13 protein-coding genes and 1 other annotated feature are annotated in these 13478 nt (G+C 35.8%); of the genes, 11 read left to right on the top strand and 2 right to left on the bottom strand.

The window, feature by feature from the left end:
• The first annotated feature begins 70 nt into the window (after window positions 1-70).
• The 3 genes from gndA (at window position 71) to AC3B7A_RS01500 (ending at window position 3880) form a co-directional block, all read left to right on the top strand.
• Window positions 71-1486, top strand: a complete 1416-nt coding sequence (gndA, locus tag AC3B7A_RS01510; protein WP_489755994.1) for an NADP-dependent phosphogluconate dehydrogenase — start codon at window positions 71-73, stop codon at window positions 1484-1486.
• A gap of 208 nt (window positions 1487-1694) precedes the next feature.
• Window positions 1695-2384 carry a response regulator transcription factor gene (locus AC3B7A_RS01505; protein WP_489755993.1) on the top strand — a complete coding sequence of 230 codons (690 nt, stop codon included), beginning with the start codon at window positions 1695-1697 and terminating at the stop codon, window positions 2382-2384.
• Window positions 2381-3880 (top strand): HAMP domain-containing sensor histidine kinase, encoded by a 1500-nt coding sequence (locus AC3B7A_RS01500; RefSeq protein WP_489755992.1) that lies wholly within the window; start codon window positions 2381-2383, stop codon window positions 3878-3880. The genes AC3B7A_RS01505 and AC3B7A_RS01500 overlap by 4 nt, the downstream gene beginning before the upstream one ends.
• 346 nt (window positions 3881-4226) lie before the next feature.
• Here AC3B7A_RS01500 and yidC read toward each other — a convergent pair whose 3' ends face one another.
• Entirely contained in the window at window positions 4227-5198 is a 972-nt protein-coding gene (gene yidC / locus AC3B7A_RS01495; RefSeq protein ID WP_489755991.1) for a membrane protein insertase YidC, read from the bottom strand.
• A 14-nt stretch (window positions 5199-5212) separates the two neighbouring features.
• On the bottom strand, window positions 5213-5488 hold the full coding sequence (locus AC3B7A_RS01490; protein WP_489755990.1) for an acylphosphatase: 276 nt from the start codon (window positions 5486-5488) through the stop codon (window positions 5213-5215).
• A gap of 136 nt (window positions 5489-5624) precedes the next feature.
• On the opposite strand from AC3B7A_RS01490, the gene AC3B7A_RS01485 reads away from it, so the two are divergent.
• The 8 genes from AC3B7A_RS01485 (at window position 5625) to AC3B7A_RS01450 (ending at window position 13430) form a co-directional block, all read left to right on the top strand.
• Window positions 5625-6392: a TrmH family RNA methyltransferase gene (locus tag AC3B7A_RS01485; RefSeq protein ID WP_489755989.1), complete on the top strand. Its 768-nt coding sequence runs from the start codon at window positions 5625-5627 to the stop codon at window positions 6390-6392.
• A 12-nt stretch (window positions 6393-6404) separates the two neighbouring features.
• Window positions 6405-6899, top strand: coding sequence for an HD domain-containing protein (locus AC3B7A_RS01480; RefSeq protein ID WP_489755988.1), 495 nt, complete (start codon window positions 6405-6407; stop codon window positions 6897-6899).
• A 43-nt stretch (window positions 6900-6942) separates the two neighbouring features.
• Window positions 6943-7140, top strand: a binding site (T-box leader).
• Window positions 7141-7191: 51 nt separating this feature from the next.
• Complete coding sequence (gene pheS, locus AC3B7A_RS01475; RefSeq protein ID WP_489755987.1) at window positions 7192-8235, top strand: phenylalanine--tRNA ligase subunit alpha; 1044 nt, start codon at window positions 7192-7194, stop codon at window positions 8233-8235.
• Between the two features lie 4 nt (window positions 8236-8239).
• Window positions 8240-10660: a phenylalanine--tRNA ligase subunit beta gene (pheT, locus tag AC3B7A_RS01470; protein ID WP_489755986.1), complete on the top strand. Its 2421-nt coding sequence runs from the start codon at window positions 8240-8242 to the stop codon at window positions 10658-10660.
• Between the two features lie 68 nt (window positions 10661-10728).
• Window positions 10729-11886: an endolytic transglycosylase MltG gene (mltG, locus tag AC3B7A_RS01465; RefSeq protein WP_489755985.1), complete on the top strand. Its 1158-nt coding sequence runs from the start codon at window positions 10729-10731 to the stop codon at window positions 11884-11886.
• 46 nt (window positions 11887-11932) lie between these two features.
• On the top strand, window positions 11933-12574 hold the full coding sequence (gene udk / locus AC3B7A_RS01460) for a uridine kinase (RefSeq protein ID WP_489755984.1): 642 nt from the start codon (window positions 11933-11935) through the stop codon (window positions 12572-12574).
• A 36-nt stretch (window positions 12575-12610) separates the two neighbouring features.
• On the top strand, window positions 12611-13084 hold the full coding sequence (greA, locus tag AC3B7A_RS01455) for a transcription elongation factor GreA (protein ID WP_489755983.1): 474 nt from the start codon (window positions 12611-12613) through the stop codon (window positions 13082-13084).
• A 49-nt stretch (window positions 13085-13133) separates the two neighbouring features.
• Window positions 13134-13430 (top strand): HesB/YadR/YfhF family protein, encoded by a 297-nt coding sequence (locus AC3B7A_RS01450; RefSeq protein ID WP_489755982.1) that lies wholly within the window; start codon window positions 13134-13136, stop codon window positions 13428-13430.
• Window positions 13431-13478 lie beyond the last annotated feature (48 nt).

The raw sequence follows: 13478 nt of genomic DNA, 5'->3' as shown, positions 1-13478 counted from the left end.
AGATTATCAATTAGCTGAAGTTGTGATAGTGTAATGTAAGAGGAATTAATCATTTAGGAGGCAAATTGAGATGGATAAACCAACCATTGGTGTCATTGGAATGGCAGTTATGGGCAAAAATCTAGCTTTAAATATTGAAAGTCGAGGTTATACAGTTGCAATTTATAACCGAACCGGTTCCAAGACACAACAGGTTGTTGAGGATCACCCTGACAAAAGTTTAGTGCCTAGTTTTACAGTTGAAGATTTTGTGAACTCATTAGAAAAACCGCGGCGTATTGTGATGATGGTTAAGGCCGGTAAACCAACTGATGCAGTGATTGATGAATTATTGCCTTTATTAGATAAGGGCGATGTTTTGATTGATGGCGGTAATACCTTTTTTGAGGATACAATGGCTCGTAATGCCCGTTTGGATAAATCAGGGATTAACTTTATTGGCATGGGAACATCTGGTGGTGAGTTAGGTGCGCTCAAGGGTCCTTCGCTCATGCCGGGTGGACAAAAAGATGCTTATGATTTAGTAGCACCAGTTTTAGAACAAATTGCTGCTAAAACTGATGATGGTCAACCTTGTGTAACTTATATCGGCCCTAATGGTGCTGGTCACTATGTGAAGATGGTTCATAATGGTATTGAATATGGCGATATGGAATTAATTGCTGAAAGTTATAATTTGATGCGTCAGTTAGGAAATTTGAATCCTGAGCAAGCTGCTGCGATCTTTAAAGAATGGAATCAGGGCGAATTATCTAGTTATTTGATTGAAATTACGGCTGAAATTTTAACGCAAGTAGATGATTTAGGTACTGGTCAGCCCATTATTGACCTAATTTTAGATACTGCTGGCAATAAGGGAACTGGTAAATGGAGCTCCCAAAGTGCTTTGGAATTAGGTGTGCCCCAATCTTTAATTACAGAAGCTGTTTATGGTCGTTACATCTCAACTTTTAAAGATGAACGAGTAAAGGCCAGCAAGGTATTACCAGGCTCAAAATTGACTGTGAAAGTTCCAGATGATTTTACTGAAAAAATCCGTGAGGCCTTGTATTTCAGTAAAATTATGAGTTATGCTCAAGGATTTGCACAGCTAAAAGCTGCTTCCGAGCATTATGATTGGAATTTACAATATGGTAAGATCGCTAATATTTGGCGTGAAGGTTGCATTATTCGGGCGCAATTTTTGCAAAAAATCACGGCTGCTTATCAAACTCAACCTGATTTAGATAACTTATTATTAGATGATTACTTTAAGGAAATTTGTGCTAAATATCAAGATTCTGCGCGCCAGGTAGTAGCTTGGGCAGTGCAAGCAGGAATTCCGGTTCCAGCTTTATCTGCCGCGATTGCTTATTATGATTCTTATCGCGCAGCAGTTTTACCTGCTAGTTTGATACAAGCACAGAGAGATTATTTTGGAGCTCATACTTATCAGCGTGTTGATCGGGCTGGTATTTTCCATTATCCATGGTATGAAGAACAATAATCTTTAGTATTACAATGTAATTAATATAGAGATAAGTTAGAAAACTCGGTAATTTTATTGCCGAGTTTTCCTAATGTTTGGCTTAATTTTGATAGAAATGGCTAAATATTTTAAGTTTCTGTTTGTTAACTAAACTTAAGTAAACGTGATACACTAGTGATAGTTAGATTTAAAAAAATTAATTTGATTAAGAATTGGAGTTTTTAGAATGTCAAAAATATTAATAATTGAAGATGAGAAAAATTTAGCACGTTTTGTGGAATTAGAATTAAAGCATGAAGGTTATGATACTCGTGTTGAATTAGATGGACGTAAAGGTTTAGATGCGGCTTTAGGTGAAGACTGGGATGCAATTTTATTGGATTTGATGTTGCCAACTTTAAATGGTCTAGAAGTGTGTCGTCGAATTCGTCAAGAAAAAAGTACACCTATTATTATGATGACGGCTCGGGACTCAATTATTGATCGTGTTTCTGGCTTAGATCATGGTGCCGATGACTATATTGTTAAACCATTTGCAATTGAAGAGTTATTAGCGCGTTTACGTGCCTTATTACGCCGAATTGACATTGAAGATCAAAAGATGGCACCTCATTCTACTAAAATTGAATATCGTGACTTAATTATGGATAAAGAAGCTCATACCTTAAGTCGTGATGGAAAAGTTATTGAATTAACTCGTCGTGAATATGATTTGTTCTTAACTTTATTGAATAATATGGGTAAAGTTTTAAGCCGTGAACAATTATTAAAGAGTGTTTGGGGAAGTGAATCAACCCAAAGTGAAACTAATATTGTTGATGTTTACGTGCGTTATCTTCGTAATAAAATTGATGTTCCAGATAAGGAAAGCTATATTCAGACCGTTCGTGGGACAGGATATGTTGTTCGGCCATGAAGCAAAAACTAACTACTTGGCGGATTACGATTCAATTCAAGTGGACTTGTTTTTTAAGTTTAGCGATCTTTTTAGTTTTTGGACTTTTTTCAACTTTAATCTACACATCAGTTAATCAAGCCTTATTAAGAAGTGAAGAAAATAATGTCCGTGATACGATTTCGGCAGTGGATAGTCGGTTTAATGTTTATCAAGGTCCACTAACTAAAAAACAAGTTCAAAATCGTTTGGCTCCACGACTCAATCAAAAAACAGTTGAACGGGATGCTAATGGTCATTTAGTAGCTGAAAATCCAGAGAAGTTCTATCATGATAGTTTATCCAAGCAATTAGCGCGTGGTGATTTGGCCATAGTTTTGTATGATATGCATGGTCTGGTTTTATTTAAAGATGGCAATATTGATTCTAATTTTACTGGAACCACCAAAATAACTTTAAAAAAAGTACCTGGTAAACTAAGTTTTCTTGAGACAACGGTGCCTATTCGCTCTAACCGTAATCATAATGTTATTGGCTATGTCAAAATTAATGATGGCTTGCGTGGCTATCATCGTGCTTTTCGGGAATTAAATCGCTGGATGGTTGTTGTGATTATTTTTGCTATATTATTAAGCTTGTTCTTAGGTTATGTATTGACGCAACCACTAGTGCGGCGAATTAATCAAGTTAATCGGACGATTGATGAGATTAACGAAGATCCTGATTCCCAGGCACGGATTCCCAAGCAGCGGTCCAATGATGAAATTACTGATTTAGTTGATCGTTTTAATCATATGCTAGACCGTATGCAAGAATATACAAACCAACAAAAAGAGTTTGTAGAAGATGTTTCGCATGAATTGCGGACGCCAGTGGCAGTGATTGAAGGTCATTTGAAGATGTTACAGCGCTGGGGAAAAGATGATCCACAAGTTCTGAATGAATCAATTGATGCATCGGTCAGTGAAGTTTCACGGATGAAAAAACTAATTCAGGAAATGTTGGATTTAACCCGTGCTGAACAAATTGAAGTTAATTATACCAATGAGGTTAGTGAAGCTAACGAAACGATTAAGCAAGCTTATAATGATTTTGTGATGTTACATCCAGATTTTGAAATTGATTTTGATGATACTGTTCCTGATCATACAATGGTACAGATTTATCGTAATCATTTAATGCAGATTTTAGTGATTTTAATGGATAATGCCGTTAAGTATTCTAAAGAGCGTAAGGAAATTAATTTATCGGCTTCTACAGAAGACGGAATGCTCAATATTGCTGTGCAAGATTTTGGCGTTGGGATTACACAGACAGATCTACACCGAATTTTTAATCGCTTTTATCGCGTTGATAAAGCCCGTTCTCGGGAAAGTGGTGGTAATGGTTTGGGATTGTCAATTGCCAAAAAAATCGTGGAAATGTATAAAGGCAGTATTACGGCAGAAAGTGCCGTTGGTTCAGGAACCATTTTTCGGATTAACTTGCCACTGGTTAAGAAGAAAAAGCTTAATTAATTGAAGAATAAAAATGAATGCTTTTCAAATAATCTTTTTGTTATTTGAAGAGCTTTTTTTGTAAGATGAAAGTAGGTTGAAGTGATTAGTTGTAGTTAAATGCAAGTACTTTTGACAGTTAATTTAATAAGTTAATTAAAGTTAAACAACTAATAATGTCACTAAAGATGAGTTTGGAAATCGTGTTGTGATATAAGTTGAGTGTTGTTTCATCTTTTGGTGTTAAATATCTTTAAAGTTGTTTAAAAAATTTTGCTGTCAAATGCTTGATCAAAAAATGCTCCTAATCATTAGACAACATTTCTAATGATTAGAAGCATTTTAGCTGTAAAAAGATGTTGTGCATTTACTGTCGATGTTGTTTACCAGCATTACGTTGACGATTTTTTTGATGTAATTGCTGACTTTGAGCCTGTTTTTGGTGAACAATTGTAGTTGATTCATTCTCATTAGTTTGTGCAAAAGTTTCTGGAGTAACAACTTCTACAATAGGCTTATCTTTTAATTCTTGATCAACTTGTTTACGAACTTTCGGGGTGATAATGTAATCACTGATAAATTGTTGCAGAACAATGATAATTCCGCCGATTAAGAAATACAAGCCTAAGGCAGCTGATGAAGCAATACTAATAAAGAAAGTCATAGCTGGACTTAACCACAACATCATTTTCATCTGTTGTTTTTGCTCAGGAGGCATATTTTTTAATGACATCCAGCTTTGAATCACGTAAAAGACGGTCGCTACAATCGTAATAATTAAACTAGGTTTAGATAAAGGTGCACCTAAAAAATTAGCCTTAGAAATTTCTGGTGAATATTGTACGGCTTGATAGATGGCAATAAAAACTGGAAATTGTAATAATAATGGCAAACACCCTAAACCACCAGTTAATTTAATTCCATTTTTGGAATAAACTTGCATCATCAATTGACTAATTTGCGCTTGTTGTTCTTGACTAGTAGCTTGCTTTTGCTGTTGTTGAATGAGTTTTAATTGAGGTTGAATGCCCTTCATTTTTTCTTGCTGAACAATTGATTTCTTTTGCTGAATTAAGCTGAGTGGTAATAGAATTAAACGTACCAAAAAGGAAATAATGATAATTCCCCACGCATAACCATTTTTACCGCCAATAGTCTGTGAAGCGTAAAGCATTAAATGTTGAAAGGGCACACCTAAAATTTGATAAACCCAACCGTAAGGGCCACTTGTTGGTGGTTGCGGTGTTTTTCCAATACCAGTTCTCGAACAGGCAGTAATAAATAAAATCAGACTCAATAAACCGCCTAGTAAAATTAAACGTTTGGTTATTTTTTTCATAAATTTCTCCATAACTACATCATTAAAAATTTAGAATAATTGGTTAGAGGTTTTTCTTGCCAATCAATATGATCAATTTTGGCAAATTTGCTGGGGCTTTGTTCCATAATTTTCATAAAATGTTCCAAATTAAGTAGAGAACCTTGTGCTTCTAAATGGACATGACCATCGGCACAGTTTTGAACGAAGCCCTTAATTTGCTGTTTTTCGGCAACAGTATAGGTGGAATAGCGAAAGCCAACCCCCTGAACGTGACCATAAATATCAGCTGCAAAATGTTTTTCTGCCACAATCAAACCTTCTCTTTCATTATTCTTTAGATAATACTTCTCTAGTATAGCGGAAAATGTGGTTGAAGCCAAAAGCATTCCTCAAAAAATTGCTAAAAAATGGTATGATAGAATTGATTTTAAGAAGGGAATTTTTATGGAATATATTAGTTCAGTACAAAATAGTAAAATTAAAAATTTAAAAAAATTACAAAGTCATCGTGGTCGGCAAAAACAACACCGGTATCTATTAGAGGGTGAACATATAATTGATGAAGCATTACGGAATCAAGTTCCATTCTTGGAAATTTATGCAACTACTGCTTATTTAAATCGGGATCCTAAACATTTAGTACGTGATCATATTGAACAAGTGATTGAAATTACTGCTGAAGTAGCACAAGCAATTACTAAAATCGTAACTCCACAAGGAATCTTTGCAGTTGTTGCCATTGAACCCGAAGCAACAATTAATTTAACCGCGGGCAAGTGGTTATTATTAGATGAAGTTCAAGATCCTGGTAATGTCGGTACAATGATCCGAACGGCTGATGCAGCTGGTTTTGACGGTGTCATTTTAAGCCCTGATTCAGTTGATGTTTATGCTCCCAAGGTGCAACGATCAATGCAGGGAAGTCAATTTCATTTACCAATTTATACTATGGATTTAATGGCAGCTGTTAATGATTTAAAAGCTGCACAGATAAAAGTTTATGGAACTCTAGTTGATGACCAAGCTCAAACTTACCAGTTGGTACAAGCACCACCAGACTTCGCAATCATTATGGGCAATGAAGCGCACGGTTTAAATCCCAAATTAGCGGCAATGACTAATGAAAATTTGTATATTCCAATTTTAGGTCAGGCGGAATCATTGAATGTGGCGGTCGCTGCTGGTATCATTATGTATAGGCTCGCTCTTTAAGGAGGAAAACTTTTGAGCAAAGAATTATCTTGGCAAACTGATACTGAATATTTGGCTCAGGTAGCCGATTTGTTAGTAAAACCAGAGATTCAAAAGTTAAGTCAAATAAAGCATCATCATTATTCTAATCGTTTAGATCATTCGATTAGTGTTTCTTATCGTAGTTATTTGATTGGTCAGAAATTACATTTGGATACACGGGCATTAGCCCGTGGAGGTTTAATGCATGATTTGTTTTATTATACTTGGGATTCACAGCAATTAAGTTTTCGTAATCACGCTGATATTCACGCCCACGTCGCGTTAAATAATGCCCAGAAGTTAACCGAATTACGACCAATTGAAGCCGATATTATTGTTAAGCATATGTTTGGGGCAACCTTACAACCGCCTAAATATCTCGAAAGTTTGATTGTTAATTTAGTTGATGATCAATGTGCTTTACAAGAAGCATTAAGGCCTAAACTAATGCTCTGGCGTCAAAAGTTACATTTAAAGAAATTTTAATAAAATTTAATTGAAATTTTTGCATGAAAGTTTTAAACTGATTTTAACGACGATGAAAGAAAATAGTAGCACCAAACAATTCAAATTGACAGGGACAATTGATAAAGTGAGAACAATTGAATTTGAATAGTGTGAATTCACTCTGGAGTCTAGACGTCATTTATCAGCGTTATTTGATAAGTAAGTGGTTGTTCATTAATAACAGCAATTTAGGGTGGTACCGCGAAGCCTCGTCCCTGTTTTAGGGATGGGGCTTTTTTATTTGTAAATTAACGATGAGGAGAAGGTTGCGATGGATTTAAAAGATTTATTAGATGATTTACATCAAAAAGGTTTACAGCAAATTCATGAAGCTCAAAAAATTGAACACTTAAATGATATTAGAATTCATTTTTTGGGAAAGAAGGGTCCTTTAAGCCAAGCTTTACGGGGAATGAAGGATTTAAGTGCTGAACAACGACCAAAGGTCGGAGCATTGGCTAATAGTGTACGTGATGATTTACAAAAAGCGTTAGATCAGGCTAAGGAACGTTTAGAAAGTCAAGCGACGGAACATCAATTAGCTGCTGAAAAAATTGATGTCACATTACCCGGTCATCAACGCCATGTAGGAACGAAGCATGTTATTTATCAGGTAATGGATGATATTGAAGCACTATTTATTGGTCTAGGTTATGAAGTAGTGAATGGTCCAGAAGTCGAAGAAGATCACTATAACTTTGAGATGATGAACTTGCCCAAAGATCACCCAGCCCGCGATATGCAAGATACTTTTTATATTACAGATGAAATTTTAATGCGGACACAGACATCACCTGTTCAGGCACGAACGCTGGAAAAACATGATTTTTCTAAGGGACCATTAAAGATGATTAGTCCAGGTAAGGTATATCGTCGCGATACTGATGACGCCACGCATTCACATCAATTTAATCAAATTGAAGGGTTAGTTATTGATAAGCATGTGACAATGGCTGACTTAAAAGGAACCCTAGAATTGACGGCACGACATATTTTTGGAGCCGAACGCCAAATTCGCCTGCGACCTAGTTACTTTCCATTTACGGAACCATCAGTTGAAGTGGATGTTTCTTGCTTTGCATGTGGTGGTAAAGGCTGTAAAGTTTGCAAGTATACAGGCTGGGTGGAAGTTTTAGGTGCCGGAATGGTTCATCCTAATGTTTTAGAAAATGCCGGTGTTGATTCCAAAGTTTATGGTGGTTTTGCTTTTGGTTTAGGACCTGATCGTTTTGCAATGCTGAAATACGGGATTAATGATATTCGTAATTTCTATCTAAATGATGTTCGTTTCTTAGAACAATTTCAGGGGGAGTAAATAAATGAAAATTTCAACAAATTGGTTGGCACAATACGTCAACTTACCAGAAACACCCGAGCAATTAGCTGATCGTGAAACGGTAACCGGGATTGAAGTTGATGAAATTATTAAACCAGATGCTGGTTTGAAAAATTTGGTGACCGGTCGGGTTAAGAGCATTAAAAAGCACCCGGATGCTGATCATTTAAATATTTGTCAAGTTGATGTGGGCGCTGATGAATTGAGCCAAATTGTTTGTGGTGCTCCCAACGTTGCTGCTGGTCAGACTGTAATCGTAGCTTTACCCGGAGCTAGAATTGCTAATAATGAAAAGATTAAAAAAGGTAAATTTCGTGGAGTTGAATCAAACGGCATGTTATGCGCACTTCAAGAAATTGGTTTTGATGATGCAGTTGTTCCGGATGAATTTAAAAACGGCATTTACGTTTTTCCTGATGAAGAAAAGATTCCGATTGGTCAACCAGTTTATTCTTATTTAGGGATGGACGACACTATTTTAGATTTTGATATTACGCCTAATCGAGCTGATACCTTAGGAATGCACGGTACAGCTTGGGAAGTAGCGGCAATGTATGATGAACAGCCACACTTTGAAAAACCAGCACTAACAGAAGAAGCTAATACTGCGCAAGAAAAATTAAGTATTGACGTTACTGATAATCAATTGGCGCCTATTTATCGTACCCGTTTGGTGCAAAATATCCAAATCAAGCCTAGTCCACTTTGGCTACAGATTCATTTGTGGAACAACGGAATTAAACCAATTAATAATATTGTAGATATTACTAATTATATTATGCTTGATTATGGTCAACCACTGCATGCCTATGATTATGATAAATTAGGTTCAAAAAAATTGATGATTCGCCAAGCTGAACAGGGAGAAACTTTTACAGCTTTAAATGAAAATAGCTATGATTTAACAACTGATGACATTGTTATTTCTAATGATGAACAGGCAATTGGTTTAGCTGGAGTCATGGGCGGTTTAGCAACTTCAATTACTCCGCAAACAACTAATATTGTTTTAGAGGCAGCAGTCTTTAACCCGACCAAAATCCGCAAGACAGCTCAACGGCATAATTTACGGACTGATGCTTCCGCACGCTTTGAAAAAGGGGTGGATTTGTCAGCAGTTGCAGAAGCATTGGACAGGGCTGCACAATTAGTTCAACAATTAGCTTGTGGTTCAGTTTTGAAAGAGCAAGTAGTTGGTAGTCAAGTGAAATTACAGCCAACAGTGGTCAAAATAACTGTTGATCATATTAATCACGTCTTAGGGACACAGATATCGCAATCAGAAATTGTGGCCATCTTTGAACGTCTTGGTTTCAGTGTTGAAGTTCAAGCAGCAGAATTAATCGTGACAGTCCCATTACGGCGGTGGGATATCTTTATTGATTCTGATTTAATTGAAGAAGTAGCAAGAATCTACGGTTTTGATAAAATCCCTAGTACTTTGCCAGCAGGTATGCCAACGATTGGTGGCTATACACCGCGCCAAAAGTTTTTACGACGTAGTCGTCAAACTTTACGGGCTTTGGGGTACGATGAGGCAATTAGTTATTCGTTGACGAATAAAGATAAAGCTGGAGCTTTTAATGTAAAAGACATGGCTTTGACACGAGTTGATTGGCCAATGACTAAAGATCATGAATATTTAAGAACTAATTTAGTAAGTGGTTTGCTAGATAATTTAGCTTACAATGCTGCGCGCAAACAAACTAATGTTGCCTTATTTGAACAAGGACGCGTTTTTTTGAAAAATGATGTTCAAACAGTCCGTCCACAAGAAATTGAAATGATTGCTGGCGCATATAGTGGCCAAGTAGTTAATGATAGTTGGGATCAAAAGGGCCGTGATGTGAACTTTTATGATGTTAAGGGTGATGTTGAACAATTATTGCAAAGTTTCCAAAAGGATGCTTCAATTATGTATCAATCAACTAGCGCAATTAAACAATTGCATCCTGGTCAAACTGCCTTGATTTTAATGAATGAAGTACCTGTTGGGTTTATTGGAACTTTACATCCGACTTTAGTTAAGCAGTTACGTTTAGCTCCAACAATCGTATTTCAATTAAATCTAGAACAAATTATGGCTTTACCGGTTGCTTCTGAAATTTATATCGAAGCTAGTAAATATCCAGCTGTTAGTCGCGATATTGCGATAGTTGTGCCTGAGGTCGTTACTAATGAAGCTGTAGAGTTGGCAATTAATAAAGCAGCTGGTAAATATTTAACTGATATTAATTTGTTTGATGTTTATGCCGGTCAAGGTATTGCTCCGGGACATAAGTCGTTGGCCTATAGTTTGACTTTCCAAAATCGGCAAGCAACGTTGACTGATGGTGAAGTTAATCAACATTTTGAAGCTGTTAAACAAGCACTAATAGATTTATTTGATGCACAAATTCGGTAAAAAAAACAACATTTAAGAAAAAGTTGTGTATAATTAACTGTTGAGATTAAATGTTGGAGGAACCATTTTTGGCTAATTCAGATAACAATCGTAGTCAATCGAACGACGAACAAGAATTAATTAAGCAAAGAAAAAAAACTCGGGAATCGGAACAGCGAGTGGTTAATCATATTGTGTATTGGATTGTAGGTATTTTGGCAATTTTAATTTTAACTTTTGGAGTTTTGGGCTATAATTATGTTCAAGAATCACTACAACCATATAATAATAAAAATCATCAAGCTGTGGAAGTTAAAATTCCGATTGGTTCATCTAATAAGCAAATTGCTTCTAAACTGCAAGATAAACATATTATTCGTAGTGCAACGGTTTTTAACTATTATGTTAAGTCGCATAATTACACTGACTTTCAAGCTGGTTATTACACGTTTAAACCTTCAATGACGTTAACTCAAATTGTAGCCAGATTACAAAAGGGTGGTAGTTTAGAGCAAGTAGGTCAACCAGGTTCCAACGTTTTGGTTCGTGAAGGAGTAACCATCGAACAAATTGGGACGGTTATTGCTAAGAAGACGCCTTATTCGAAAAAGCAATTTTTAAATTTGATGAAAGATCAATCTTTTATGAAGCAATTGCAGCAAAAATATCCGAAACTATTAACTTCTTCGCTGGAATCTAAACATGTGCGTTATCATTTAGAGGGTTATTTATTCCCAGCCACATACCCTTATTATTCCGGATTAACTTTACGAAAACTAGTGACGCAAATGGTCGGTAAAACTGATCAAGAATTGGCACCTTATTACGATCAAATTAAAGAGAAAAACTTAACTGTACAGCAAATGTTAACTTTAGCTTCTTTAATTGAACGTGAAGGGGTTACTAATACCGATCGGCGCAAAATTTCGGGTGTTTTCTTTAACCGTTTAGGTGCTGATATGCCATTACAGTCTGATATTTCTGTTATGTATGCTTTAAATAAACATAAGCATAGTTTGACAAATAAAGATACGAGTGTAAAATCGCCTTATAACCTTTATAAAAATAAGGGATTTGGACCAGGTCCATTTAACTCACCAAGTTTAGGTTCGATTCAGGCAGTTTTAAATCCGGCTGATCGAGACAAAGGGTATCTTTATTTTGTGGCTAATTTGAAGACTGGTAAAGTGTACTATTCAACAAGTTACTCACAACATTTAGATACTAATTCAAAAATTGGTCAATAATCTAGTGGACTGACACAAAGTCAGTCCCTTTTGATAAGGAGAAAAAATGACTGTAGTTAATAAGCCTTTAATTATTGGGGTTAGTGGTGGTTCTGGAAGTGGTAAGACAACAATTGCGCAACGTTTAATTAAGGAGTTGCCTCAGGAATCAATTGCCCTTTTACAGATGGATTCATACTATAAAAAGTTGGATTTACCATATGAACAACGTAAGCAACAAAATTTTGATCATCCGTTCTCATTTGATACTGATCTGTTAGTAGCAGATCTCAAAAAGTTACGGGCTTTTCAAAGTATTGAAGTACCGATTTATGATTTTGTTGATAGTAATCGAACTAATCAAACAAGACACCAAGAACCGGCAGATGTAATTGTTTTAGAAGGTATCTTAACGTTATACGAAGAAAAGTTACGTGATTTAATGGATATTAAAGTTTTTGTTGATACTGACGATGATCTGCGCTTAATTCGGCGGATCAAACGGGATGTTGAGGAACGAGGTTATACACTAGAAACAGTTTTTGAACAGTATCTAGATCATGTTCGTCCGATGTATCAACAATTTATTGAACCGACTAAAAGATTTGCGAACGTGATTATTCCTGAGGGTGGCGCTAACGAAGTAGCGATTGATTTATTAACTTCCAAAATTAAATATTTATTGCATCAAAAACGACAACAACGTTAATGTTGTCTAAAGTTAATCTTAAATGAGGTGTTAATTGTGGCTGAACAAAGATATCCTATGACGGCTGAAGGTAAAGAAAAATTAGAACAAGAATTGGAAGACTTAAAATTAAAGAAGCGTCCGGAAATTATTGAACGAATTAAGATTGCACGCGGCTTTGGTGATTTATCAGAAAATTCGGAATACTCATCTGCTAAAGACGAACAAAGTGTCGTTGAATCAAGAATTTCTGAAATTAATACGATGTTGCAATATGCTGATGTTGTTGACGTTAGTCAAGTAGATGAAAATGAGGTTTCTGTAGGTAAGACAGTCACTTTTCAAGAAGATGGTGAGGAAGCAGAAACTTATCAAATTGTAGGGGCTGCGGAATCTGATCCAATGCAGGGTAAAATAAGTAATGATTCACCAATCGCTAAGTCATTGTTAGGTAAAAAAGTTGGCGATAATGTGACCATTGAAACTCCGGGCGGTTCTTTTGTGGTAAAAATTACAGCGGTGGAGAATTAATTACTAGCATTAATCGCTTACATGAGTTACTATATAATTGGTGATGAATATGAAGTTTACAGTAACTCCGCAAGCCCATCAGTGGTATTGTGACAATTTAGATCTAAAACCGGGAGATGGTTTGCATTTTTACGGCAAGGTTTATGGTAAAACCAATGTTCATAATGGTTTTTCGCTTTCTTTTATTAAGGAAAAACCGCACAACGAATATTATGAACTTCAACAAGATGGTATTGCATATTTCTTTACTGATAATGATGTTTGGTTTTTTAAAGACTTAGATTTACAAATTGACTACGATTCCCAATCGGATAGTCCGATTTATACTTTTGTGGCTGAAGCTTAAGAGTAGTTTACTAACAAACAGATGTTAAGTAAGCTGCTTTTTTATTAC

Source organism: Bombilactobacillus sp. ESL1202 (assembly GCF_058107125.1).
This window is presented reverse-complemented; position numbering and strand designations above follow the sequence as displayed.

Excerpts from the sequence above, each read along its gene's own strand:
- gndA (WP_489755994.1), top strand. The coding sequence starts at position 71 with ATGGATAAACCAACCATTGGTGTCATTGGAATGGCAGTTATGGGCAAA.
- AC3B7A_RS01505 (WP_489755993.1), top strand. The coding sequence starts at position 1,695 with ATGTCAAAAATATTAATAATTGAAGATGAGAAAAATTTAGCACGTTTT.
- AC3B7A_RS01500 (WP_489755992.1), top strand. The coding sequence starts at position 2,381 with ATGAAGCAAAAACTAACTACTTGGCGGATTACGATTCAATTCAAGTGG.
- yidC (WP_489755991.1), bottom strand. The coding sequence starts at position 5,198 with ATGAAAAAAATAACCAAACGTTTAATTTTACTAGGCGGTTTATTGAGT.
- AC3B7A_RS01485 (WP_489755989.1), top strand. The coding sequence starts at position 5,625 with ATGGAATATATTAGTTCAGTACAAAATAGTAAAATTAAAAATTTAAAA.
- pheS (WP_489755987.1), top strand. The coding sequence starts at position 7,192 with ATGGATTTAAAAGATTTATTAGATGATTTACATCAAAAAGGTTTACAG.
- pheT (WP_489755986.1), top strand. The coding sequence starts at position 8,240 with ATGAAAATTTCAACAAATTGGTTGGCACAATACGTCAACTTACCAGAA.
- udk (WP_489755984.1), top strand. The coding sequence starts at position 11,933 with ATGACTGTAGTTAATAAGCCTTTAATTATTGGGGTTAGTGGTGGTTCT.
- AC3B7A_RS01450 (WP_489755982.1), top strand. The coding sequence starts at position 13,134 with ATGAAGTTTACAGTAACTCCGCAAGCCCATCAGTGGTATTGTGACAAT.